Raw genomic sequence first — 22,729 nt, 5'->3', positions numbered from 1 at the left:
CGGGGCGTACGCCGCAGGCTCAGGCGGGTGCGGAGTCCGGCTCCGTGTGCGCCGCCTTGGGGTCGTCCACCCCGATCGGCGTACGCCCGGAGGCGCAGTATTCGATGAAGGTCTTGCCGAAGGCCATGATCGGTACCACCAACAGGGCGCCGATGATGCCGCCGACGGCGATGCCGAGGGTGATCCCAAACATCACCGCCATCGGGTGCAGGGCGACCGCCTTGCCCATCAGTACCGGCTGCAGCACGTTGCCCTCGATCTGGTTGACCAGGATGATCACGCCCAGCATGATCATCGCCTGCACGAAGCCGACGGTGACCAGGGTGACCAGGGTGACGATGAACCCGGCGACCAGGATGCCGACGATCGGTACGAAGGCCGACAGGAAGAGCAGCGCCCCCAGCGCGGGCGCCATCGGTACGCCCATCACCAGGGCCGCGATCAGCGGGCCGACGGCGTCCACCGCGGCCACGATCACCGTGGCGCGGACGTAGGCGACGAGCGACGTCCAGCCGACCTGGCCGCCACCGTCCACCTTGTCGCGGGCGGCCTTCGGCACGAGCTTGAGCAGGAAGGCCCAGATCCGGTGCCCGTCATAGAGCATGTAGAACATGGCCAGCACCGCCAGCACCAGCCCGGCCAGGAAGTTGCCGATCGCCCCACCCGCGGTCGCGGCATAGGTCGCGATCTTGGACTGCTGCTGCTTCACGTAGCCGAGCGCCTGCTCGTAGTAGTTGTTCAGCTGGTCGCTGCCCAGGTGCAGCGGCCCCTGGGAGAGCCAGCCGAGCAGCTGCCGCCAGCCCTCGGTGACCCGTTGGGTGAGCTCGGCCGACTGGCTGGCCACGGTCACGCCGATGTAGGCGAGCACGCCGCCGACCACCAGCAGACCGCCGATCAGGGTGACCACAGCGGCCACCGTCCTCGGCACCCCCCACTTCCGGAGGATGGCCGCGATCGGGGCCAGGCCGGCGGTGAGCATGATGCCGATCGCCAGCGGGATGGTGACGCTGCTCAGGGTCGATATCACCCAGCCGATGCCGTACGCCAGGGCCGCCAGCAGCAGCAGCCGCCAGGCCCACCCGGCCGCCACCTGGAGCCCGCGCGGCACCACCCGGTCGAACTCGCGCTGGCGCTCCCGCTCGCTCAGCGCCTCCCGCTTGGCGACCTCCTCGGCCCCCTGCAGCCGGGCCAGCTGGGTGCGCAGCAGGCGGTTCTCCTCCTGCGCGCGGCTGTCGAAGATCATGCCCCTCCTGGTGTCGTCGGTCGGTGGAAGCCTAATACCCACTCGCCCGGGTGAAGTATCGTCGCGCGGGTGAGTTGGTCCCCCGCCTCGTTCGGTCGCCGAACGCATTCGGGACTGCGCAACTGGGTACGCCGGCGGACCACCCTCCCCCGCGACGTGCTGGTGCTCGGCGTGATCGCGTTCTGCGTGGCCGTCGGCTTCGGGGTGCTGATCCCGGTGCTGCCGGTGTTCGCGAAGTCGTTCGGCGTGGACAACCTGATGGCCGGAATGGTCGTCTCGGTGTTCGCGCTGGTCCGGCTGGTGACCAGCCCGTTCTGCGGCCGGATCGCCAACCTGCTCGGCGGACGTACCACGCTGGCGGTCGGGATCTGGATCGTCGCCCTGTCCAGCGCGTTGTGCGGGTTGGCGACCAGCTATCCGTGGCTGCTGGTGATGCGCGGGCTCGGCGGGATCGGCTCGGCGATGTTCACGGTGTCGGCGATGACGCTGCTGCTCAACTCGGTGGAACCGCAGCTGCGCGGCCGGGCGGCCGGGTTCTTCCAGGGCGGGTTTCTGCTCGGCGGGATGACGGGGCCGGCGATCGGCGGGATCATCTCCCACATCTCCCTGGCCGCCCCGTTCTACTACTATGCGGCGACCCTGGCGGTGGCCGGCACGGTCGGGCTGCTGATGCTGCGTTCCACCGGTACGCCGGGCGAGACGGCCGCCGACCCGACGCCGGTCCGGCCACTGGCGGAGGTGGCTCGGGATCCCCGCTTCCAGGCGGCCTGCCTGGCGAATCTCAGCCAGGGTTGGAATTCCATGGGCACCCGGACCGCGCTGACCCCGGTACTGGTGGTCGAGGTGCTGCACCGCGACACCTCCTGGACCGGGATCGCGTTCGCCATCGCCGCGGTCTCGCAGACCCTGGCGCTGACGCCGATCGGCCGCTTCGTGGACACCGTGGGCCGTCGCCCGGCGATGATCGCCGCCGGGCTGGTCGGCGCCGCGGGGATGGTGGCGGTGCCGTTCGCGCCGAACATCTGGGTGCTGATCGCGGTGCTGGCGGTCTATGGGCTGGCCGCGGCCGCCCTCGGCACCGCGCCGGCCGCCGCGGTCGGTGACGCCGCGGGAGCGCGCGGGGGTACGCCGGTGGCGATCTTCTCGATGATGTCCGATGTGGGCGCGATCCTCGGTCCGGTGGTGGCCGGGTTGATCGCCGACCACGTCGGCATGCCGATGGCGTACGCCGCCGGTGCGCTGCTGCTGCTGATCGGCGCCGGCTGGAGCGTACGCATGCCGCCGGGCGTACCAGCCAGCGAACCGAGCTCACCACCGACGCCTCAGGAGAAGCCGGGACCGACCGAGAAGGAGAACCGATGACCGCCAGGCCCCTGCCCGAACTGGTCGCCCCCGACTGGGCCGAGGCGCTGGCTCCGGTCGCCGACGACATCGCGCGGATGGGTGAGTTCCTGCGCGCCGAGCTCGCGGCCGGGCGCGGCTATCTGCCGGCCGGGGAGCACGTGCTGCGCGCGTTCACCCGCCCGCTGGCCGACGTGCGGGTGCTGATCGTCGGACAGGACCCCTATCCCACCCCCGGGCATCCGGTCGGGCTGTCCTTCTCGGTGGCACCCGGGGTGCGCCCGCTGCCGAAGTCGCTGGTGAACATCTATCGCGAACTGCGCGACGACCTCGGCATCCCGCCGGCCCCCGACGGCGACCTCACGCCGTGGTTCGAGCAGGGGGTGCTGCTGCTGAACCGCTGCCTCACCGTGCAGCCGGGCAAATCGGCCGCGCACCGCGGCAAGGGGTGGGAGAAGGTGACCGAACGCGCGATCGAGGCGCTGGTGGAACGACGCGGCCCGCTGGTGGCGATCCTGTGGGGCCGCGATGCCCAGTCGCTGATCCCGATGCTGGGCGGCATGCCGCACGTGACGTCACCGCACCCCTCCCCGCTGTCGGCGCACAACGGCTTCTTCGGCTCCCGACCGTTCTCCAAGGTGAACGCGTTGCTGGAGCGGCAGGGCGCCGAGCCGATCGACTGGGATCTGAACCGCTGATCCCTGGACCGCTGCGCCGCGGCTGGGTCGGCCGCGCATACTGGAGGACATGGTGTTCGGACTTGGTAAGCAGACGATGGTGAGCGCCGAGCGCGCCTTCCCGGGGCGCGCCGAACCGGTGCTGGCCACCCCTACGATGCACCGGGTGCTCGGCACCGAGGTGCACTCCACCCCGGCCGGCTGCGAGGAGGCGTACCTCGCCCTCGGCTGCTTCTGGGGTGCGGAGAAGTTGTTCTGGCAACTCGACGGGGTGCGGGTGACCGCGGCCGGATATCAGGGCGGGTTCACCCCGAACCCGACCTATGAGGAGGTGTGCTTCGCCGGCCGGACCGGGCACGCCGAGACGGTGCGGGTGGTGTTCGATCCCTCGGTCGTGTCGTACGCCGACCTGCTCAAGGTGTTCTTCGAAAACCACGACCCCACCCAGGGGATGCGCCAGGGCAACGACGTCGGCACCCAGTATCGCTCGGCGATCTTCACCACCTCGCCCGCACAGGCCGAGACGGCCAAGGTGATGAAGGAACGCTTCGCGGACGCCCTCGCCGAGAAGGGGTTCGGCGAGATCACCACCGAACTGGTGGACGCGCCGGAGTTCTTCTGGGCCGAGGACTACCACCAGCAATACCTGGATGCGAACCCCAACGGCTACTGCCCCGTGCACTCCACCGGCGTGAAGTGCGGGCCGATCTGATCGGTCGGCCGGGCGCTGAGTCCTGTTGCTCTTGGGGGAGCCACTCCAGCTCATTGCCGCTGCCTACTTGTGACCCCCGACAGCGTGCGATCCGAACCATCGGTGCCTGCATGAAAGTGGGTGTCTACGTCGATGGGTACAACCTCTACCACGGAGCACGGAGCGTCTGCGGTCGAGGCACTGCCGGCGCTGGCTGGACATCCGGGCACTCGCGGCGCGGGTCATCGCGATGCATTCACGGGCAGCTGAGGTTCCGCACCGGTGGTCATGGAGTGCCACTCAACGCCCGTATCGCCCCGTTTTCGGCCCGGTGGGCGCGTTGAGTGGCAATCCGTGACCAGTCACCAGCCCTGGTTGGGCGGTTGCTGCCACCCCTGCTGCCCGGGCTGTTGCTGCCAGCCCGAGTTCTGCTGCTGGGGATAGCCCTGCTGGGGATAGCTCTGCTGCGGGAAGCTCTGCTGCTGCGGATAGCCCTGCTGCTGCGGATAGCCCTGCTGGGCGGGATAGCCGGCGTACGCCGTGCCGTAGGACCCGCCGCGACCGCCATTCGGCAGCTGGTTGCGGCGGACCTGGTCGACGTACATCACGGTCATGTAGGACGCCATGAAGGGCACCGCCAGCAGCGAAACGGCCAGCTGCAGCAGCATGATGATGATCAGCGCGGGAGCCATGACCGCGAGCTGGCCGAGCGCGGCAGCCGGATCGCTGTTGCTGCGGCTGCCACTCGAGCCGGCGGCGGGGATCGCGACGATCTGACCGAGCGCCGACACCACCCCGCTGGCCGCCGACACCAGGAACGAGCCGACCAGATAGAAGCCGAGGGTGCGCAGCACGTTGTTGCGGGTGAGCGACCAGGACCGCTTCAGCGAGTCGATCGCCCCGCTCCCCTCGACCGCCAGCACCGGCATGAAGTAGAGGAAGCGGACCTGCAGATAGACCGCGACCAGTCCGACGATCATCATCACCACGACCAGCAGCAGATAGGCGCCGATCATGGTGGCGATCATCGACTCGGGGTTGCTGCGGCCGTTGGTGCTGCGCACCGCGCTGACAGCCATCAGCACGAAGAAGGTGACGACCGCCCCATAGAGCACCATCACCGCGCCAATCACCAGCAGGTACAGCAGCAGCACCCGACCCACCAGTCCCTGGGTCCGCCCCCACAGGTCGTTGATCGTGGAGGGACGCTCCTCGATCGCGTCGTGGGCGGCGAGCACCATCATCCCCTGCGCCTTCAGCTGCATCAGCGCGGACATCACGATCGCGACGAACATCACCAGCACCCCGACGAGGATCATCGGGCTGAACCGCTCCCGCTGGATCGCGGTCACCACCCCGATGACGAACGGGATGATCGAGGCCGCCACCAGCACCATCGCCACCGCCATCGGCAGCAGCGTGAGCAGGACCAGCTGACCGATCCGGGAACGCACCACCTTGAACGCGGTGGTGATCGTCCGACCGAGATCGAGCGGGCTCGGGGGCATCACGACAGAAGAAGGGGCACTGGGACCGGCGGCGTATGGCTGACTCACGCCCCCAGCGTAGGCCGCCGCAGGCGCAGCCGGCCGTCCTTTGACCGGCACTCAGGGAGACGGACCGGGCAACCCTTAGTCTGCCCCGGTGGGCAGGCGTACGCGGGGCGGGTTGATCGTCGCGCTCGCCGTGCTCGCGCTGCTGCTCACCTCCTGTGTCCGCCCGCAGCCGCGGCTGGTGGTCGACCTGTCGCTGCGCGCCACCACCCCGATCGAGGCGATGCTGCACCACGTCACCCCGGCCTGGACGATCCCGTTCCGCGCGGTCTCTCGACCCGTGGTGACGGGCGGGGTGGTGCTGGTCCATGAATCGGCTCGGGACGACCAGCTCGATCTGGTCGCTCTCGATCTCGCCGACGGGCGCGAGCGATGGCGTACGCCGACCAGCCTGGGGTCGGTCGGCGACGGCAGCGAGCCGTGGATCACCTCCGGTACGTTCGCCGGGCACCCGGTGGTGGCCTACCTGACCCCGCCCCAGCGCGGGTTGCAGACGCTGGTGCTGGCCGAGGTGGCCACTGGCCGGGTCGTGCAGCAGCAACCGGTCGGCACCGCCGGGATCCTCGGCCCCTGCCGGGTGATCGGCGGGTTCTGCGTGGAACGGGTCGAGGGCACCCAACGAACCCTGCTGCGGGTCGACCCGGAGCAGGGCACCCTGGCCCCGTTGCGGCTGCGCCAGGGCCCGGTCGAACAGGTACGCAACCTGGGCAACGGCGGCTATCTGATCCGCCGCGGCAACGCCACGTTTGTCGGCGTCGACGGTGAACTGGGTCACTGGGAGAAGCCGGTCAGCGCCTGGCTCGGCCGCGACCTCGACCCCGCCACCAGCTGGCTCGACCTGCAGTTCGACACCACCGGCGCCCAACTGCGGGTCACCGCGCGGATCGCCCCGCTCGGTACCGCTGCCAGTTTCCCGGCCACGGAGGTGGTGCAGGCGTCGGTGAACCTGAGCGACGGTGAACTGCTCTGGTCGCGCACCGGGCGTTCCTTCGTCTGCCCGGGAAACACCGCGACGTTGAGCTGCACCGGTGACCGGCTCGGGTTCACCCGCACCAACCGCGGCACCGGCGTACGCCCCGGCGGCGGCCTGGTCCGCTATGTCGGGCTGGACGCCGGCGGTGAGGAGCTGTGGCACCGTGACGTGGCCAACCCGGTAGCCCCGGCCAGCGGCGGGCTGGCGGTCCGCTCGCCGGCGAACACCCCGGTGATCGGCAGCAACAACCGGCTGATCACCCTCGACCCGGAGACCGGGGAGCCGACCACCCTCGGCGACGACCACTGGCTGGCCTGCGAGGCCCCGCGCACGTTCCGGGGGCACCAGCGCGCCGACCCGACCCGCCCGCTGGTCGACTTCCGCGGGATCACCCACGTGGCCTGCAACCCGAGCGGCACCACTGCCGCCGAGCCGGCCCAGTTCACCATCGCCGGACTGCTCGCCGTCGCGGCCACCGAGTCGCCCGCCGAACGCGACCCGGAGGTCCCCGGCCACTACGCGGTCGCCCTGCCCGAGCAGCTGGCCGTCTTCCGCTGACTCCCCTGACCCGGCCCGCCTGCGAGGATGCGACCGTGACCGACGCTCCCACCGCCATCCCGACCGCGTTCGCCCCCGACCAGTGGGCGCGGGCCGACCGGCCGCTCGGCCCGACGCCCGACGCACGGACTGGGCGTACCACCTTCGCCGTGCACGCCCCCGAGGCCACCCGGGTGCTGCTGGAGATCCACCGGGACGCGACCGGCAGCGACCCGATAGCGGACTTCGATCTGGTCCGGGGCCCCGACGGCGCCTGGCGGGCGGAGCTGTCCGGGGTCGGGCACGGCACCCTGTACGGGTTCCGCTGCTGGGGTCCGAACTGGCCGGCCCACCCTGACTGGACCCGCGGCGGATCCGCTGCCGGGTTCGTCGTCGACGTGGACGCCGACGGCCACCGGTTCAACCCGAACAAGCTGCTCATCGATCCCTACGCCGCCGAGATCACCCACTCCCATGCCGCGCCCGACGTACGGGCGGCCGGCGGCGACGGGGGCTGGTTCGGAACCGGCGGCGACCCGCACCACGGTCGGCCGCGGCGCGAGCTGGACACCGGCCGGCTGGCCGGCAAGTCGGTGCTGGTCGTCGACGACACCCCCACCGGCGAGCGTCCGCGACTGGCGCCCGAGGACGCGATCATCTACGAGGCGCACATCCGCAACCTGACCGCCCACCCGAGCGCCCGCCGGCTCGGCGAGCTGTTCGCCCGGGCGGCCGGCTTCGACGGCATCCAGAACGTACCGGCCGAGCTGCCACCGTGGGTGGATTTGCGGTCAACGACTACTACGTGCAGACCAAGGACCACCGGCTGATCGACGGGGCCACCGGCTGCTCCAACCAGGTCAACTTCTCCACCGCGGCCAGCCAGCGACTGGTGGTGGATTCGCTGACCCACTGGGCCGAGCGGATGGGCGTCGACGGGTTCCGTTTCGACCTGGCGCCGGTGCTGGGGCGTACGCCGAACGCGTTCGAGCGCGAGCACTGGGAGGAGCAGAAGCGGTTCTTCCCGCCCCATCCGCTGCTGGCGCAGATCATCGACCTGGCCGAACAGCACGAGCTGGAGATGATCGCCGAGGCATGGGACCTGTGGGGTTATGAGGTCGGCAACTTCCCGGCCGGCTGGGGCGAGTGGAACGGCCGATATCGCGACGCGGTACGCCGATTCCTCAAGGGGGACGGCAACACCGATGACTTCATCGAGCGGGTGAACGGTGACTACGCCAACTTCAACGACCAGGGTGGCCCGCAGAAGTCGATCAACTTCGTCACCGCCCACGACGGGTTTACGCTGATGGATCTGGTCTCCTTCACCACCAAGCACAACGACCAGGCGTACCCGTTCGGACCCAGCGACGGCGGCTCCGATGACAACCTGGCCTGGGATTCCGGCGGTGACCATGCGCTGCGGCGGGCCCGCTTCCGGGCGTTCTGGACCGTGCTGATGTTCTCCCGCGGGGTGCCGATGATCGTCTCCGGCGACGAATACGGCCGCACCCAGAACGGCAACAACAACCCGTGGTCACTGGACACCGTCGGCATCTGGAACAACTGGGCCCAGGCGGTCTCCCCCACCCCGACCGCCGAGCCGGTCGACCCGGACAACCCTGGGTACGCCTATTTCGACGTGATCGGTGCGACCCCGGGGCCGGGCAACCCGCTGCTGTCCTTCACCCGCTCACTGATGGCGCTGCGGCACGCGCACCCGTCGCTGCGGCAGCGCGAATATGGCAATCACGTGCTCGACGATGACGACGTGAGCTATCTGTTCAGCCGCCCCGACGGTTCGCACTGCCACGCCGGTGACCGGGCCGTCGCGGTACACATCGACGGCTCGGGGTGCGGGGACACCGACTTCCTGCTGCTGGTCAACGCCGGCGCCACCGACGCCGACTTCCGACTCGATCCGGGCGTCGACTGGCTGCGGATCGTCGACACCGCGGCCTGGGCCGAATCGTTCGGAAACCTCTGGTCCCCAGACACGGCCGACGCGTTGCACGACCACTACGCGGTCGCCCCCTGGTCGGTGGCGGTGCTGCAGCAGCGCTGAGCCGGTCTCAGCCGCGGCGTACGCTCGCCGCCGCCTGCTCGATCTCGGCCTGGACCGGGCTGCCCTCGGGATGAAAGGCGATCAGCTGACCGAGCTTGCCCGGCTGACCGGAGTCGATCACGGTGATGCTGACCACCAGGGGCTTGGGTTCGCTGGACAGCAGCCGGGCCGTGGTGCGGTGGGCGGGCATCCCGTCGACGGTGGTCGGCGCGGTCCTGGCCCCCTCGCTGGTGGTCTTGCCGCCCTGCCGGGACAGGCTGGCGACCATGCACTCCAGCACCTGCTCCCCGGCCCTGGAGGGGTCGGAGAACCCGTTCTCGGCGCGGATCCCGGCGAGCACGACCCCGGCCCCCTCGGGACCGCGGCCCCAGGCGGCGAAGTCGTCGGCCCAGGTCCAGTAGTTGCGGTCGAAACGGAAGGTGAAGCTGGGTGGCGTGTCGATCCGCAGACCGGTGGAGGAATAACTGGCCGCCTGCTGGGAGGTCTGGTTGCCGTTGCCGTTGTCGCAGCGCAACCGCGTCGGCGTCGGCGGGCCGCTCGACCCGACCGAGGTGGGCCCGCTGGTCGGCGGCGCGATCGGCGGGGAGGTCGGGCCGGTGGTCTCACCGCCGCGGGTGAACCAGAGCGCCCCGGCGATCACCAGCGCGAGCACCAGCACCGCGCCCAGGCCGATGAACAACGGGGTCCGGGAGCGGGCGGGTGCCGGTACGCCCGGCCCGGGAGTACCGGGCGCGGGTTGGCCGGGCGCGGGTTGGCCAGGTTGGGTTTGGGGGCCCTGTTGGGACTGGTCTGCTCCCAGAGGCTGCAGTCCGGGTCGGGTGAGTTCCTCGGGGGTCGGCCACGGCGTCCGCGGGTCGTGGGTGGTGACCGGTGTCCACCACTGGCCGTCCCAGAAACGGAAGCTCTGCGGTTGACCGCTCGGATCGGGATACCAGCCGGGTGCCTGCACGGGCGGAGTCTAACCTGAGCCCCATGCGTCACCGCCCACTCACCTCCGCCGACGAGGACCTGCTCCGCCACGCCGTGTACGCCGCCGTGAACTGGTCGGTCGGCCGGTTCACCTCCACCGAGCAGATCGGCATGGAGCAGGTGGCGTCCGATCCGGCGCTCAGCCACTACTGGCGGGATCCCCGCCCGGCGGAGGCCACGGGCGACGATCCGCGGGCCGACCTGGGCCTGGTCGCGGTCACCGAGGACGACCGCCCGGTCGCGGTGGCCTGGTTGCGGTTCTTCACCGGGGAGGACCCCGGCTACGGGTTCGTCGGCCCCAGCATCCCCGAGCTGACCGTCGCCGTGCCCGACCCCGACGACCGCGCCGAGGGCACCGGCCGGGAGCTGCTCTGCGCCCTGCTCGAACTGGCCCGCGAACGCGGACTGCCGGGGGTGAGCCTGAGCGTCGACCCGGACAACCCGGCCCGCGACCTCTACGAGCGGCTGGGCTTTCGGACCGTCGGCTTCAGCGGAACCTCCGAGACGATGCTGCTGGCCCTCTGAGGGCGTTCAGCCGAGCAGCTCGAGCAGCCGCGGCAGTCCCTCGGCCGCGGTGGTCCGCCAACGGTGCTGCACATAGTCGCTGAGCGCGGTGTCGGTAGGGTTCAGCTCCACCGTCGGTACGCCCGCGGCGCGCGCCCGCAGCGGGAGACCGGCCGCCGGCTGGACCAGCCCGGAGGTGCCCACGACAAGCACCAGGTCGGCATCGGTCACCGCCTGCTCGGCGTGGGCGAACGGCTGCTGCGGCAACGCCTCCCCGAACCAGACCACCCCGGGCCGGATCCGTCCGCCACAGTCGGTGCAGAACGGCGGCGCGACCCGTTCCGGCACCTCGTCGGGCAGCTCCGGCAGGCGCTGCGGCGTACCCCCGCAGGAAGCGCAGCGAAACTCGGCCAGGCTGCCGTGCAGGTGCGCCAGCACCGTGGAGCCGGCGCGCTCGTGCAGGTCGTCAACGTTCTGGGTGACGATGCTCAGCGGGCGCAGCACCGCCCAGGAACTGAGCGCATGGTGTCCCGAATGTGGCTGGGCTCCGCGGACCAGCTGCAGCCGCCGCAGATACCAGGCCCAGACCAGATCGGGGTCCTCGTCGAACGCCTCCGGCGTGGCCAGCTGCATCGGGTCGTAACGCGCCCACCACCCGGTCTGCGCGTCCCGGAAGGTGGGCACCCCCGACTCCGCGCTCATCCCCGCCCCGGTGAGCACGGTGATCCGGCGGGCGGCGGTGACCAGGTCGGCGATGGCGCTGGGAACCATGGGGCAAGCCTAGACGGATCTCACGTCGCCGCGGCGAGCGGCTGCAACCCGTTCACCATCGCGTCCACCCGGGCGGATTCCCCGCACACCAACAGATATTCGGTGTTGCGGGTGTGGCTGACCCGACCCACCTTCACCCCGGCGAGGTTGTGGATGCCGATCCGGGCGCCGACGTGGCGGCGGGTGTCGAACTGCAGCACCCGTACCTCCCGGCCACCGGCCGCACCCAGCTCGACCAGCGTCTCCAGCGGCAGGAACCCCTCGTTGCTGAACGACAGCACCAGCACCTCGGCGCGCAGCCCGGCCAGCACCCGCTCGAACTCGGCGGGCATCGTCCGCCGGCTGTTCCAGGGGCTCTTGGTCTCCTCGCCGCGGGAGTCGACCCGCTTGCAGGCGATCCCGTAGTGCTCGGGTTCGTCGCCGCGCACCAGGGTCTCCCAGACGTGATAGTTGGTGAAGTAGCGGTGCTGGTTGTAGGGCGGGTCGAGGTAGGCCAGGTCGACCGCGGGGATGCGGCGTACCGCCTCGGCGGCGTCCAGCTGCCAGGCCCGCCCGGTCCCGGGGGCCGGCTGCGGCGTACGCAACCGCAGCGGTTGGTGGGAGCGGGCCGACCACGACTTCAGGTAGGCCATCTGCAACCCGACGGTCGAGTCGACGCGGTCGGCGGCTTCGATGAGCGAGGTGAGCAGCAGTGGGCGCAGCGGGTGGTCGGCATAGTGCTCGTCGATGCCGGCGCGGATGGCGTCGATCCGCATTCCGTTGTGTGGTTGAAAATAGCGGGCCTGCTCGCAGAACACCCGGGTGACGTAGCCGCGACGATCCGGCAGTGCGGCGAGGTGGGCGAGGGCGTCGGCGAGCTCAGCCGGGTCGATTTGGTCGGGGTCGCTCTCCAGATAGCACTGGGCGAGCAGGTGGGCGTACGCCGCGGTGTCGTTGGCGTGCACGAACCCGCCTCGGCGGGCGAACTCCTGGGCCACCCGGGTCGTCCCGGTGAACAGGTCGACGGCGGTCCCGGCCCCGGATCGGGCGAACAACTCCCCGAGCACCGGCACCAGGGTCCGCTTCGAGCCCAGGTACTTGATCATCCCCGTCAGCGTAGCCTCAGTAACCCCTTGCGCTAGGTTCGGAGCGTGCAGACACGGCGCTTTCCCCGGCTCTGGCGCTGGCTGCTGATCACCCTCGTCTGCCTGGTCACGGTGATCCAGGTGGTGCGCCCCGGGATCAATCAGGACGTCCGCTACGTGCTCGGCGCGCTGCAGACCACCCGCGCCGGAGGGCTGGAGTGGTACGAGGTGTGGGTGCACCGCCCCTTCTTCTCCCGGGGGTTGATGTGGGCCATCGATCAGCTCTCCCCCACCCACTACTGGAGTGAGGAGATCCTGGTCCGGTTGTGGTCGATGGTGATCGCCGGCCTCGCCGCGGCGTCACTTGCCGTCGGGTTGCGCCGCTGGGCCGGCGTACGGGGGGCCGAATGGATCGGGTTGGCGACCTTCGGCGGCCTGGCCTGGGCGCCCGGCTGGGACTTCGCCGAACCCGAGTGGTACGCCGTAGCCTTGGCCGCGTTGGCGATCGGGGTGGCGCTGCTCGCCGATCACGGGATCCTGCCGCCGATCGCCGCCGGAATCCTGCTCGCGGTCGTGGTGCTGCTCAAGTTCACCACGGCTCCGACGGCGTTGGCGGCACTGCTGCTGCTGGCCGCGATAGACACCCGACTGGCCCGGCTCACCGCCCTGGTCACGCTGCTCGCCACCGTCGCGCTGTTCGTGCTGACGGTGCTGGCCGAACCGCACGAGTGGCAGTGGCTGATGGACCTGCCCCGGCTCAACCCGCCGCTGAGCGTGGGGGCCGTGCTGGGCAGCGGCAAAGGCCTGGTGAACGCGCTGGTGGTGTCCCCGATCACCATCGTGGCGCTGGTGGCGCAGGTGTGGCTGTGGCAGCGCGGTGGCGGGCACCGGCGCTGGGCGTTGTGGAACCTGGCGCTGATGGCGCTGCTGGTGCTGCCGTTCGTGGTGCAGCATCAGAACTTCCTCTATCACCTGGCTGCGCTGCCGGTGTTCTCCGCCGTGTCGGTGGCCACCATCGCGCACCGCGCGGTGCGGATCGGGGAGGGCGTACCGGTGGCTCTGCCGACCACCGCTGCGCTCGCCTTCGGGATGTCCACGCTGCTGTTCGTGCCCGGGAACGAGTTCCGGGGGCGGAGCACCTGGCTGGCGCTGGCCGCGGTGCTGGTGGTGCTGGCCGTCGGCGTCGGACTTGTCTGGTGGCAGCCGTCGGTCTTCCGCGACCGCTGGCGGGACCGGATCTCCACCGGCCGCGGCTGGATGGCGATGGCCTGCCTGCTGCCGCTGCTGGTCACCCTCTCACCGCGGGCGGCGTACTCGTTCTCGCTGGCCCACCGCACCGTCACCCCGGCGGTCAACCTGGCCGAGGCCAAGCACGCCGGTGCCACCGCCGAGCGGGCGCACCGGGTGCTGGCTCCCGACGTGCCCGTGGTCTATCTGGCCTTCGGTACGCCGTGGGTGCTGGGCAACCCGACGCCGTGCCGCTATGCCTCTCCGACGTTCCTGCAGCGGGCGGTCGGCAGGCAGGCTGCTCGGGTCGAGGGCACCCGCAGCTTCGCGGAAAACCTGGACTGCCTCTCCGACCCTCGGGCGGGCGCCGCCGTGATCGAGCTCGACTGGTTCGACCCGGCCACGGCGAACCCGCGGGTGGCCGCCGCCCTCGCCCAGAACTTCGACTGCCAACGGCGGCTCTGGTCCGCCGACGGTCTCTGGATCTGCCCCCGCCGCTAGCGGTCCGGTCCGCTGGCTCAGGCGAGGCCGAGGTTCTTGGCCTCGTCCCACAGGGCTTCGCGGGCGCGCGGGTGGGCGGCGTGTTCGATCAGGTTGGCCGCCTGCTCGGTCTGGGTGTGACCCCACAACTCGGCGGTGCCCTGCTCGGTGACCACCGCGCTCATCTGCATCGACGTGGTCGCCTCGGTGAGGTGGCCGACCACGGTGGACACGTCCGCCTTGGGGTGCCAGGACTTCAGCGCGAGCACCGCCCGACCACCGGGGGCGTGCATCGCGCCGACGATGAAGTCGGTCTGGCCGCCGGTGCCGGAATAGATCCGGTGCTTGATCCGCGACGCGTTCGCCTGCCCGAACAGGTCGACCTGCAGGGCGGTGTTCACGCTCAGCATCTGCCGGTTCAGCGCGATCAGCGCCGGATCGTTGGTCTTTTCGGTGCGCAGCATCCGCACCCGCGGATTGCCGTCGGCCCAGGCGTACAGCTCCGCCGACCCGAACAGGAAGGAGGTGATCAGCGGATGATCCTGATCCAGGCAGCCCTGCCGGTCCAGGGCCAGCACCCCGTCGGAGAACATCTCGGTCCACACCCGCAGCCCGCGCCGCTCGGTGAGCGCGGCGAGCACCGCATCGGGGACCGCGCCGATACCGGTCTGCAGGGTGGTCCCGTCGCGGACGCCGGCGGCCACCGCCGCGCCGATCGCCGCCGACTCGTCGTCGATCGCCCCGGGGGCGTGGGTCGCGAGTTCCTCGTCGACCTCGATCGCCAGGTCGATGTCGTCGACCGGGACCAGTGCGTCCCCGCCGATGAACGGCATCCGGTCGTTCACCTGAGCGATCACCAGCCCACCGCGCTGCCGGCAGGCCTCGATCGCGGCCGGCAGGATGTTCACCTCGATGCCCATCGACACCATCGAACCCCGCGGCCGCGAGACGTGCAGCACGACCACTTCGGGCGGCAGCGGCCCGGCGAACAGGGTCGGCACCATCGACAGCCGCGCGGGCAGATAGCGCAGCCGGTCGCTGCGGCGCATCCCCGGGCCGACGAAGGACGACTCGTGCACCACCCCCGCGCGGTCCGGGATGCCCGGCTGGGCGTTCAGCATGCACAACCGATAGGTCTCGATCGCGCGGTCGACGATGCCCATCAACGCGCGTGGGGTGGCGAAGTTTCCGGTCGCCACGACCCGCGACCCGTCGGGTACGGCACCCAGCCGGGCCGCCAGCGCGGCCTCTTCAACGATCCTCATGGCACCCATCCTGCCGTGCCGCACGAGGGCCGAGCGGGCGGGGTCGCGCCAAGTGGGTCAGGCGACCTGGGCGTCCCGGGCGAACGTGTCGCAGGTGTTCGGGTTGCCCGAGTTGTAGCCGGTGGACAGCCACTTCTTGCGCTGCGCGGAGGAGCCGTGGGTCCACGACTCGCGGTCCACCCGACCCTGGGTGCGCTGCTGGATCCGGTCGTCACCGACCGCGATCGCCGCGTCCACCGCCCGGGCCAGGTCGTCGTTGGTGATCTGGGCGATCGGGCTGTTCGGGTCGGCGGTCGCGTTCTTCAGCCAGACCCCGGCGAAGCAGTCCGCCTGCAGCTCCAGGCGTACCTGCGGGGAGTCCGGACCGGTCTGGTTGCCGGCCGCCTGCGCCTGCTCCATGGTGCCGATCTGGTTGGAGATGTGGTGGCCATACTCGTGGGCGATCACGTACGCCTCGGCGGCGTCCCCGCCCTTGGCGCCGAGCTGCTGGGTGAGCTGGTCGAAGAAGCCGGTGTCGAGATAGACGAACCGGTCGGCCGGGCAATAGAACGGGCCGACAGCCGAGGACGCGGCACCGCACGCGGTGTTGATCTGGCCGGTGAAGATCTTGGTCTGGGTCATCTGATAGCCCTGCAGGGTCTGCGACCAGTAGCCCTGGATCGAGTTGGTGTACGCCACCCAGCGACACTCGCGGTTGGTGCGCACGTCGGCACCGCTGCGGCAGTTGGCGTACGGGTTGGGCTGGTTGGGGTCCTCCTGCGGCTGGCTGGAACCGCCGGCCAGGCCGGTCAGGTCGACGCCCAGCAACTGCGAGAGCAGGAACAGAATGATCGTCACGCCGATGCCGCCACCGACGGCGATCCGGCCGCCACCGCCGCCGCCCCCCGACACCTGGCCGGGATCGAGCTGCGCGTTGTCGTTGTACTGCATCGAACCTCCACGTGTCCGGACAGGGGCGTCGCCGCTGGACGAGCGAGCACGAGTGTAGCGGGACGGCGGAAGCCGCGGCCGCTGGCTCGCTGGAGCCCGGCCCGGCGGCTCGCGACGCCTTGACCGACAGGCCATGATGGACGGATGCGGATCGTGTGCGTGTCGACCCCCGGTGGGCGGGAGCTGTTCGCCAGCGACCTCGGCCACGGCGAGGATCCGCACGTGGCCGTCTGGCAGCACGGGTTGAGCCTGACCCGGCCGTTGTACGCCTCCCGCGACGGTGAGGAGATCGTGCTGACCGTGCAGGGGGCTCCGCATTCACACGGTCAGGTCCGGCTGCGCCGGCCTCGCGGCCTCGACCCGGATCTGCAGACCGACCCCGACGAGGTGCCGGTGGTCCGCCAGCGGGTCGCGGCGTACGGGATCATCACCTCGTCCCGGGGCCTGCTCGCCACCCAGTTCTCGGATCGCACCCACGTGCCGGGTCAGTGGGGGCTGCCCGGGGGTGGCGTCGACCCGGGTGAGGAGCCGGCCCGCACGGTGGTCCGCGAGGCGTGGGAGGAGACCGGCCAGCAGGTGGAACTGGGCGAGTTGGTCGCCGTCCAGTCGGACCACTGGATCGGCCGCGCCCCCAACGGTGTTCTGGAGGACTTCCACGCGGTGCGCCTGGTCTATTCCGGCCACTGCCCCGACCCGATCGACCCGGTCGTGCACGACGTCGGAGGCACCACGGCGGCCGCCCAGTGGGTCCCGACCGACAGCTGGCGCCGCGTCTGGTGGACGGCCGGCGCCCGCTCCCTGCTCGACAAGAACCTCTGAGTCCCGCCCCGACGGGGGTCGCCCCCCACAAGAAACTGCGCGCGTCCCCTGGGCTGCGTCACCGAGCCCGAGGATGAAATCCGCCCGGCATCCCAACTCGACCAGTCAGGCGTACCAGGCGGATTCAGCCGAAGCGAGGCGACGCAGAGCGCGCGCGGGGGTGTGGGGGTCGCCCCCCACAAGAAACTGCGCGCGTCCCCTGGGCTGCGTCACCGAGCCCGAGGATGAAATCCGCCCCACCAGACCATCGGAACCTACAGGCGTACCAGGCGGATTTCAGCCGAAGCGAGGCGACGCAGAGCGCGCGCGGGGGTGTGGGGGTCGCCCCCCACAAGAAACTGCGCGCGTCCCCTGGGCTGCGTCACCGAGCCCGAGGATGAAATCCGCCCCACCAGACCATCGGAACCGACAGCCCAACAGGGCGGATTTCAGCCGAAGCGAGGCGACGCAGAGCGCGCGCGGGGGTGTGGGGGTCGACCCCCACAAGAATTCAGCGCCGGAAATAGCTCAGGATGCGGAGGATCTCGACGTAGAGCCAGACCAGGGTGACGGTGAGGCCGAAGGCGGCCTTCCAGGACTGATTGGCCGGGGCGCCCATCTCGATCCCGCGCTCGATGTAGTCGAAGTCGAGCACCAGGTTGAGCACGGCCAGCACCACCGCGATGGCCGAGACGCCGATGGCGAGCAGGCTCACCTGTCCGGTCACGCCGGAGCGCAGCCCGAGGCCCGCGCCGCCGTTGACTCCGGCCAGGGCGAGCAGGAAGTTGGCCAGGGTGGCGACGGCGAAGGCGAGGGTGGCGATGCCCACGATCTTGGTGAACTTGGCGGTCACCCGGACGTTGAAGAACTTGTACGCCCCCAGGGTGGCGACGGCGGCGACCAGGGTGCCGAAGATGGCCTGGGTGACGATCCCGGAGTAGGCGTTCTCGAAGAACTTGGAGATGGCGCCGACGAACACGCCCTCGATCAGCGCGAACAGCACCACCAGCGCGGGCGACACCGTGCGCCGGAACGCGACGATGAAGGTGATCACGATGGTGGACAGCGCCGCCCCGATGCCCGCGAGCGGCAGGATCGCTGGCGGCATCAGAAAGAAGGTGGCGGCCGCGGCGAGCACCACCAGACCGATGGTGATCCCGGTCTTGGTGAGCACGTCGTCCAGGGTCATCCGGCCGGTCTGCTGACCGGGGGGTCCCTGGTGGCCCTGGGGTGCCCGGTAGGGCGTGAAGGCGTCCTGCCGGGAAAGTACGGGGTTCGAGGTGCGCATGTGTCCTCCGTCGCGTGATGTGGCGTAGTCAATAGTAGTCAACATCGACAACCCGACTGCGCATTCCGCCGTGGTGCCCCCGATGGGATTCGAACCCACACTGGGGCGGGTTTAAGCCGCCTGCCTCTGCCGTTGGGCTACGGGGGCCGGTTGCGGGCCCGTCGGGCGCATGGGCCCTCGGGGATCAGGAGGGCGAGTCCGCGGCCCGTTGCGGGACCACGGGCTCCGGCTCGGCGGGGCGGCGCCAGCCGCTACCGGCGACGGTCGTGTCGCTCGGCACGGATTCGTCGGCGGCGGCGATGCGCGAACCCCCGTCGTCGCCGTCCTCCTTTCGCTCGACCTCGTCGGCCGAATCGGCTGCGCGGCTGGGCTCGGCGGAGGAGACGAACAGGTCGTCGAACTCCCCGCCCAGCTCGACCGGTTCAGAGTCGGCGGAGTCGGGGGAGGCAGAACCCTGATCAGCCGGCTGGGGAGCCGCCCCGGGGTCCGCGGTGGCCCCCATCAGGGTGCGCGCGATCATCCCGACCGACAGCAGGAGCACGATTGCAGGCACGGCCAACAGGACCCACTGCCAAGGTGCCATTTCGTCTGTCCTCCTGCTTCGTCCGGGGTGAGTCACCAGACTAACCCCGGGCGCCGCTCATCGGGCCTGATTTGAACTCAGGGCAGCGTAGCCGACACGCGTGTCAGTCCTGACCTGCACAACAGGGACGCTTCCAGAACTCGCCCAGGGCCGCAACCGCCTCGTCCCCGAGCGGGTTCACTCCGGGGCCGGCGGCCAGCGCGTGACCCACCAGCACGTGCAGGCACTTCACCCGCTGCGGCATCCCCCCGGCCGAGATTCCGGAGATTTCCGGCACCTCACCCAGGAGCGCACGATCGGCGAGGTACGCCTCGTGCGCGCCCCGGTAGCGCCCCGCCAGCTCTTCGTCGGCGCCCAATCGCCCGGTCATCTCCGCCATCACGCCCTGGGCCTCCAGGGTCGAGCATCCGGCCGTTGCCCGGGGGCAGGTCAGATAGTAGGTCGTCGGGAACGGCGTACCGTCCGGCAGCCGCGGCTCGGTCGCGACGACTCCGGGGCGACCGCACGGACAACGCCAGGCGATTCCGGCCACCCCGCGGGGGCGACGGTGCAGCTGCTGCTCGATCACCTGCTCGTCGGCCTCGGACATCGGCTCGAGAGACCCACTCACCGGCCGGCCTTCGTCGGTTTCGGGCTGGGGCTGGGGCTGGGCGTTCTGGTCCCGTCGGTGATGGGCGGCTTCGGCAGCGGCGAGGAGGTCGGCACGGGAGCGGGATGGTCGGCGGCCCGGGTCGAGTCCCACACCTGCTGCCACCAGGTGGCCGGCTGCGGGGTCTTGGGGTCCCGCGGCTGGGACTCGATCCTGGTCCCGATCGGCTTCCCGTCGGGACCGATCACGCGATAACCGGTTTCACCGGGCACCACCCAACCCAGCCGTTCCCGGGCCTGGGCGCGGACGAAGTCGGGATCCTCCCAGCGTTGCAGTTGCCCGTTCAGGTTGTCGATCCGCTCGCGGGAACGCTGGATCGCCATCCGGTTCTCCGCGTTCTGCCGCTCCGTGTCGAGATAGATGCGCAGGCTGGAGGCGTACGACAGCACCAGGATCGCCAGCACCACGAACAGTGCCACGGCCCGGCGGGTGAGCCCGAGTCGGCGCAGCTGCCGGTCGGTGTGGGCATCGGCCGACGAACCAGGATCGATCGGCTCGCCGGTGGCCGGCACCTCGGCGGCCGTGACTCCGGCTCCGGCGGTGGACCGGGACGCGCGGGAGCCGGCCCTGGTACGCGGCTTTCCGCGTCCCGGGCCGGCTCCTGAGCGTCGTGTCTGTGGCTTGTCCGGCATCCCCGCCAGTCTAGGCGGGGTCCGCCTCAGTCCTTGGCAGCGAACCGCGGGAAGGCGGCGGCTCCGGCGTACACGGCGGCGTCGTCGAGGTCCTCCTCGATCCGCAGCAGCTGGTTGTACTTGGCGACCCGCTCGGAACGGGCCGGGGCACCGGTCTTGATCTGGCCGCAGTTGGTGGCGACGGCCAGGTCGGCGATGGTCACGTCCTCGGTCTCACCGGAGCGGTGCGACATCATGCAGCGGTAGCCGTTGCGGTGGGCCAGGTCGACCGCGTCCAGAGTCTCGGTCAGCGAACCGATCTGGTTCACCTTGACCAGCAGTGCGTTGGCGGTGTCGTTGTCGATCCCGCGCTGCAGCCGCTCGGGGTTGGTCACGAACAGGTCGTCACCGACCAGCTGCACCTTGTCACCGAGCCGGTCGGTGATGGTCTTCCACCCGTCCCAGTCGTCCTCGTTGAGCGGGTCCTCGATGGAGACCAGCGGATACTTGTCCACCCAGCCGGCGTAGATCTCGGTCATCTCGGCCGCCGACAGCTGCCTGCCCTCGAAGGCGTACGAACCGTTGTCGAAGAACTCGCTCGCGGCCACGTCCAGCGCCAGGGCGACCTCGGTGCCCGGCTCGTAGCCGGCGCTGCGGATGGCGTCGAGAATCAGGTCCAACGCCTCGGCGTTGGAGTCCAGGTTGGGGGCGAAACCGCCCTCGTCGCCCAGACCGGTCGACAGACCCTTGTCCTTGAGCACCTTCTTCAGCGCGTGATAGACCCCCGCCCCTATCTCCAGGGCCTCGGCGAAGCTGGCCGCACCGATCGGGGCGATCATGAACTCCTGGATGTCCACGTTGGAGTCGGCGTGCGAGCCGCCGTTGAGGATGTTCATCATCGGTACCGGCAGCACGTGCGCGTTCGGGCCGCCGACGTAGCGGTAGAGCGGCAGCTCGGCGGATTCGGCGGCGGCGTGCGCGGCGGCCAGCGAGACGCCGAGGATGGCGTTGGCGCCGAGCTTGCCCTTGTTGTCGGTGCCGTCCAGGTCGAGCATCGCCAGGTCCAGCAGCCGCTGCTCGCTGGCCTCCAGGCCGAGCACCTCGGGCTGGATCTGCTCGATCACGTTCTCCACGGCTTTGAGCACGCCCTTGCCGCCGTAACGCTCGCCGCCATCGCGCAGCTCAACCGCCTCGAAGGCGCCGGTGGAGGCACCCGAGGGGACGGCGGCCCGGCCCTCGGAGCCGTCGTCGAGGATGACCTGCACTTCAACGGTGGGGTTGCCGCGCGAGTCGAGGATCTCGCGAGCGTCGACGAATTCGATGGTTGCCACGGTCATGCCTTTCGAGAGAACTGGTGCGTTCGTCAGGCCGGTTTCCCGGCCCGAGATCCACCCTAGAGGGGCGGCGTCCGGCCGCTGCGCCGGGGCGTGCGGTCCCGGTGCGCAGCGGCCGGCGCAGGCCAGACGCCGGCCGTCCTCAGCGGCGCACGGTCAGGTTTGTGCCAGCCTTGCTGTTCAGCCAGTCCGTCACCCACTGCTTGCTGACACCGGATGGGCAACCGGCTGGCCGGTCGCGGACGCGGGGTCATAGACGGTGTAGGTGCCGTTGGCGTCCTTGGTGATCGTCACCCAGTGCCCCATTCCGTAGGCGGTCGGTGTCGCGTTCACCGGCCAGGACCGGCCCTGCCAGTTCGTGTCCATGTTCTGTCCGAGTCGGCCGAGCGCCATCGCCGTCTCGCCCCGGTCCAGCGCCGCCAACACGTCGGGGGTGCTGTAGCGGAGAGCGGTCTTCTCCGCTGCGATGCCGTTGCGGAACCAATCCGGCCTGCAGAGCCTCAGCGTTGGTCAGCCCGCCACCGGCCGCCCCCATGTCCGCCCGGGCCCGGTCCAGCACCTGGTCGGTGTTGCTGCCGGTCGCGTTCATCGCGTTGGGGGTACGCCCCACGCTCTGCACCGCCATCACCATCGACGACGGCCGCAGTCCACCGCGTCGAACTTCTTGCGCTGTGCACTTCCCGGGGGATTTCGGAACTGGTTCACCGGAAACTTCACGTCGTTGCTCGCCGCGGACGTGGCGCCCGAAGAACCCGTCGAGCTCGCCTGCTGCGGGCCGGCCTTCACCGTACGACCGAGCACGCCGCCGTCGGCGGACAACCGGGTCGAGCTGGTGCCGCCGGTGACGGTGTCGTGCTCGACCACGGTGAGCGTGCCATCGGCGGCCCGATACACCTTGCGCGTGGTCTGGTGCCCCGTCGCGTCGGTGTAGGTCTGGGTCGCCCCGACCTGACCGGCACCTGAGGGACCGGTGCTCGTGGTCGAGGTGGCCGGGCGCGTCGAGGTGGCGCTGACAGGGCGCGTCGAGGTGCTGGTGGCCGGTTTCGTGGTGGTGCTGGCGGGCCGGGTGCTGGTGCGGGTGGGCTGGGTGGAGCTCCGGGTCGGCTGCCTGGGGCGGGGGGTTCGGCCGTTCGACTCGAACCTATTCAGCCGCGGGCCGACCCCGCCTCCGGAAAG

The 22,729-nt window shown here is 70.6% G+C and carries 23 protein-coding genes and 1 tRNA gene; 9 read left to right on the top strand and 15 right to left on the bottom strand.

Annotated elements, in window-relative coordinates:
* Window positions 1-19: 19 nt before the first annotated feature.
* Window positions 20-1,243 carry an AI-2E family transporter gene (locus CGZ93_RS16390; RefSeq protein WP_171195115.1) on the bottom strand — a complete coding sequence of 408 codons (1,224 nt, stop codon included), beginning with the start codon at window positions 1,241-1,243 and terminating at the stop codon, window positions 20-22.
* A 69-nt stretch (window positions 1,244-1,312) separates the two neighbouring features.
* Here CGZ93_RS16390 and CGZ93_RS16385 point away from each other — a divergent pair, with 69 nt between their 5' ends.
* Genes CGZ93_RS16385 through msrA form a run of 3 tightly spaced genes read left to right on the top strand, consistent with a single transcriptional unit; the run spans window position 1,313 to window position 3,973 of the window.
* Window positions 1,313-2,605: an MFS transporter gene (locus CGZ93_RS16385; protein ID WP_229117532.1), complete on the top strand. Its 1,293-nt coding sequence runs from the start codon at window positions 1,313-1,315 to the stop codon at window positions 2,603-2,605.
* Entirely contained in the window at window positions 2,602-3,282 is a 681-nt protein-coding gene (locus CGZ93_RS16380) for a uracil-DNA glycosylase (RefSeq protein WP_094365212.1), read from the top strand. Before CGZ93_RS16385 ends, CGZ93_RS16380 begins: the two co-directional genes overlap by 4 nt.
* 49 nt (window positions 3,283-3,331) lie before the next feature.
* The gene (gene msrA / locus CGZ93_RS16375; protein ID WP_176451812.1) at window positions 3,332-3,973 is read left to right on the top strand and encodes a peptide-methionine (S)-S-oxide reductase MsrA; all 642 of its coding nucleotides are present in this window, start codon (window positions 3,332-3,334) and stop codon (window positions 3,971-3,973) included.
* A gap of 341 nt (window positions 3,974-4,314) precedes the next feature.
* Here the strand turns inward: msrA and CGZ93_RS16370 are convergent, their stop codons facing one another.
* Window positions 4,315-5,460, bottom strand: a complete 1,146-nt coding sequence (locus CGZ93_RS16370) for a glycerophosphoryl diester phosphodiesterase membrane domain-containing protein (RefSeq protein ID WP_094365211.1) — start codon at window positions 5,458-5,460, stop codon at window positions 4,315-4,317.
* 136 nt (window positions 5,461-5,596) lie between these two features.
* Between CGZ93_RS16370 and CGZ93_RS16365 the strand changes: the two genes are divergently transcribed.
* The 3 genes from CGZ93_RS16365 to CGZ93_RS16355 are packed head-to-tail and all read left to right on the top strand — an operon-like array spanning window position 5,597 to window position 9,080.
* Entirely contained in the window at window positions 5,597-7,036 is a 1,440-nt protein-coding gene (locus CGZ93_RS16365; RefSeq protein WP_141211257.1) for an outer membrane protein assembly factor BamB family protein, read from the top strand.
* A gap of 35 nt (window positions 7,037-7,071) precedes the next feature.
* The gene (locus CGZ93_RS16360; protein WP_176451811.1) at window positions 7,072-7,845 is read left to right on the top strand and encodes a hypothetical protein; all 774 of its coding nucleotides are present in this window, start codon (window positions 7,072-7,074) and stop codon (window positions 7,843-7,845) included.
* Window positions 7,791-9,080: an alpha-amylase family protein gene (locus tag CGZ93_RS16355; RefSeq protein WP_141211256.1), complete on the top strand. Its 1,290-nt coding sequence runs from the start codon at window positions 7,791-7,793 to the stop codon at window positions 9,078-9,080. The genes CGZ93_RS16360 and CGZ93_RS16355 overlap by 55 nt, the downstream gene beginning before the upstream one ends.
* A 7-nt stretch (window positions 9,081-9,087) precedes the next feature.
* Here the strand turns inward: CGZ93_RS16355 and CGZ93_RS16350 are convergent, their stop codons facing one another.
* The gene (locus CGZ93_RS16350; RefSeq protein WP_094365207.1) at window positions 9,088-10,029 is read right to left on the bottom strand and encodes a DUF2510 domain-containing protein; all 942 of its coding nucleotides are present in this window, start codon (window positions 10,027-10,029) and stop codon (window positions 9,088-9,090) included.
* Between the two features lie 23 nt (window positions 10,030-10,052).
* On the opposite strand from CGZ93_RS16350, the gene CGZ93_RS16345 reads away from it, so the two are divergent.
* Window positions 10,053-10,574 (top strand): GNAT family N-acetyltransferase, encoded by a 522-nt coding sequence (locus CGZ93_RS16345; RefSeq protein WP_094365206.1) that lies wholly within the window; start codon window positions 10,053-10,055, stop codon window positions 10,572-10,574.
* A 6-nt stretch (window positions 10,575-10,580) separates the two neighbouring features.
* On the opposite strand, the gene CGZ93_RS16340 is transcribed toward CGZ93_RS16345, so the two are convergent.
* The gene (locus CGZ93_RS16340; protein ID WP_094365205.1) at window positions 10,581-11,324 is read right to left on the bottom strand and encodes an SIR2 family NAD-dependent protein deacylase; all 744 of its coding nucleotides are present in this window, start codon (window positions 11,322-11,324) and stop codon (window positions 10,581-10,583) included.
* A 20-nt stretch (window positions 11,325-11,344) separates the two neighbouring features.
* Window positions 11,345-12,409 carry a DNA adenine methylase gene (locus CGZ93_RS16335; protein WP_094365204.1) on the bottom strand — a complete coding sequence of 355 codons (1,065 nt, stop codon included), beginning with the start codon at window positions 12,407-12,409 and terminating at the stop codon, window positions 11,345-11,347.
* A gap of 45 nt (window positions 12,410-12,454) precedes the next feature.
* Between CGZ93_RS16335 and CGZ93_RS16330 the strand changes: the two genes are divergently transcribed.
* Window positions 12,455-14,116 carry a hypothetical protein gene (locus CGZ93_RS16330; RefSeq protein ID WP_094365203.1) on the top strand — a complete coding sequence of 554 codons (1,662 nt, stop codon included), beginning with the start codon at window positions 12,455-12,457 and terminating at the stop codon, window positions 14,114-14,116.
* Between the two features lie 17 nt (window positions 14,117-14,133).
* Here the strand turns inward: CGZ93_RS16330 and CGZ93_RS16325 are convergent, their stop codons facing one another.
* Together CGZ93_RS16325 and ypfJ are read right to left on the bottom strand one after the other, a co-directional pair.
* Entirely contained in the window at window positions 14,134-15,354 is a 1,221-nt protein-coding gene (locus CGZ93_RS16325) for an acetyl-CoA hydrolase/transferase family protein (protein WP_407643954.1), read from the bottom strand.
* 63 nt (window positions 15,355-15,417) lie between these two features.
* Window positions 15,418-16,290, bottom strand: a complete 873-nt coding sequence (ypfJ, locus tag CGZ93_RS16320; protein WP_094365201.1) for a KPN_02809 family neutral zinc metallopeptidase — start codon at window positions 16,288-16,290, stop codon at window positions 15,418-15,420.
* 144 nt (window positions 16,291-16,434) lie between these two features.
* On the opposite strand from ypfJ, the gene CGZ93_RS16315 reads away from it, so the two are divergent.
* Entirely contained in the window at window positions 16,435-17,109 is a 675-nt protein-coding gene (locus tag CGZ93_RS16315; RefSeq protein ID WP_094365200.1) for an NUDIX hydrolase, read from the top strand.
* 490 nt (window positions 17,110-17,599) lie between these two features.
* Here CGZ93_RS16315 and CGZ93_RS16310 read toward each other — a convergent pair whose 3' ends face one another.
* From CGZ93_RS16310 to CGZ93_RS16275, 8 genes are all read right to left on the bottom strand, one after another.
* Window positions 17,600-18,376: a Bax inhibitor-1/YccA family protein gene (locus tag CGZ93_RS16310; RefSeq protein ID WP_094365199.1), complete on the bottom strand. Its 777-nt coding sequence runs from the start codon at window positions 18,374-18,376 to the stop codon at window positions 17,600-17,602.
* A 71-nt stretch (window positions 18,377-18,447) separates the two neighbouring features.
* Window positions 18,448-18,523, bottom strand: a tRNA-Leu gene (locus tag CGZ93_RS16305).
* A 37-nt stretch (window positions 18,524-18,560) separates the two neighbouring features.
* Window positions 18,561-18,959, bottom strand: a complete 399-nt coding sequence (locus CGZ93_RS16300) for a hypothetical protein (RefSeq protein WP_094365198.1) — start codon at window positions 18,957-18,959, stop codon at window positions 18,561-18,563.
* 103 nt (window positions 18,960-19,062) lie between these two features.
* Entirely contained in the window at window positions 19,063-19,548 is a 486-nt protein-coding gene (locus CGZ93_RS16295; protein WP_094365197.1) for a DUF501 domain-containing protein, read from the bottom strand.
* Between the two features lie 17 nt (window positions 19,549-19,565).
* On the bottom strand, window positions 19,566-20,240 hold the full coding sequence (locus tag CGZ93_RS16290) for an FtsB family cell division protein (protein ID WP_094365196.1): 675 nt from the start codon (window positions 20,238-20,240) through the stop codon (window positions 19,566-19,568).
* A gap of 26 nt (window positions 20,241-20,266) precedes the next feature.
* Window positions 20,267-21,550 carry a phosphopyruvate hydratase gene (gene eno, locus CGZ93_RS16285; protein ID WP_094365252.1) on the bottom strand — a complete coding sequence of 428 codons (1,284 nt, stop codon included), beginning with the start codon at window positions 21,548-21,550 and terminating at the stop codon, window positions 20,267-20,269.
* Window positions 21,551-21,745: 195 nt separating this feature from the next.
* Entirely contained in the window at window positions 21,746-21,979 is a 234-nt protein-coding gene (locus tag CGZ93_RS16280) for a hypothetical protein (RefSeq protein WP_094365195.1), read from the bottom strand.
* Window positions 21,980-22,177: 198 nt separating this feature from the next.
* Window positions 22,178-22,447 carry a hypothetical protein gene (locus CGZ93_RS16275; RefSeq protein ID WP_094365194.1) on the bottom strand — a complete coding sequence of 90 codons (270 nt, stop codon included), beginning with the start codon at window positions 22,445-22,447 and terminating at the stop codon, window positions 22,178-22,180.
* Window positions 22,448-22,729: the final 282 nt, after the last annotated feature.

Source organism: Enemella dayhoffiae (assembly GCF_002250625.1).
In the GTDB taxonomy this organism is placed as follows: Bacteria; Actinomycetota; Actinomycetes; order Propionibacteriales; family Propionibacteriaceae; genus Enemella; species Enemella dayhoffiae.
The sequence above is the reverse complement of the archived record's forward strand: the minus strand, read 5'-3'. Positions and strand labels throughout refer to the sequence as shown.

Bases quoted from the DNA above. Each gene is read 5' to 3' on its own strand.
- CGZ93_RS16390 (WP_171195115.1), bottom strand. From the start codon at position 1,243: ATGATCTTCGACAGCCGCGCGCAGGAGGAGAACCGCCTGCTGCGCACC.
- CGZ93_RS16380 (WP_094365212.1), top strand. From the start codon at position 2,602: ATGACCGCCAGGCCCCTGCCCGAACTGGTCGCCCCCGACTGGGCCGAG.
- msrA (WP_176451812.1), top strand. From the start codon at position 3,332: ATGGTGTTCGGACTTGGTAAGCAGACGATGGTGAGCGCCGAGCGCGCC.
- CGZ93_RS16370 (WP_094365211.1), bottom strand. From the start codon at position 5,460: ATGCCCCCGAGCCCGCTCGATCTCGGTCGGACGATCACCACCGCGTTC.
- CGZ93_RS16345 (WP_094365206.1), top strand. From the start codon at position 10,053: ATGCGTCACCGCCCACTCACCTCCGCCGACGAGGACCTGCTCCGCCAC.
- CGZ93_RS16340 (WP_094365205.1), bottom strand. From the start codon at position 11,324: ATGGTTCCCAGCGCCATCGCCGACCTGGTCACCGCCGCCCGCCGGATC.
- CGZ93_RS16335 (WP_094365204.1), bottom strand. From the start codon at position 12,409: ATGATCAAGTACCTGGGCTCGAAGCGGACCCTGGTGCCGGTGCTCGGG.
- ypfJ (WP_094365201.1), bottom strand. From the start codon at position 16,290: ATGCAGTACAACGACAACGCGCAGCTCGATCCCGGCCAGGTGTCGGGG.
- CGZ93_RS16315 (WP_094365200.1), top strand. From the start codon at position 16,435: ATGCGGATCGTGTGCGTGTCGACCCCCGGTGGGCGGGAGCTGTTCGCC.
- CGZ93_RS16310 (WP_094365199.1), bottom strand. From the start codon at position 18,376: ATGCGCACCTCGAACCCCGTACTTTCCCGGCAGGACGCCTTCACGCCC.
- CGZ93_RS16300 (WP_094365198.1), bottom strand. From the start codon at position 18,959: ATGGCACCTTGGCAGTGGGTCCTGTTGGCCGTGCCTGCAATCGTGCTC.
- CGZ93_RS16295 (WP_094365197.1), bottom strand. From the start codon at position 19,548: ATGTCCGAGGCCGACGAGCAGGTGATCGAGCAGCAGCTGCACCGTCGC.
- CGZ93_RS16290 (WP_094365196.1), bottom strand. From the start codon at position 20,240: ATGCCGGACAAGCCACAGACACGACGCTCAGGAGCCGGCCCGGGACGC.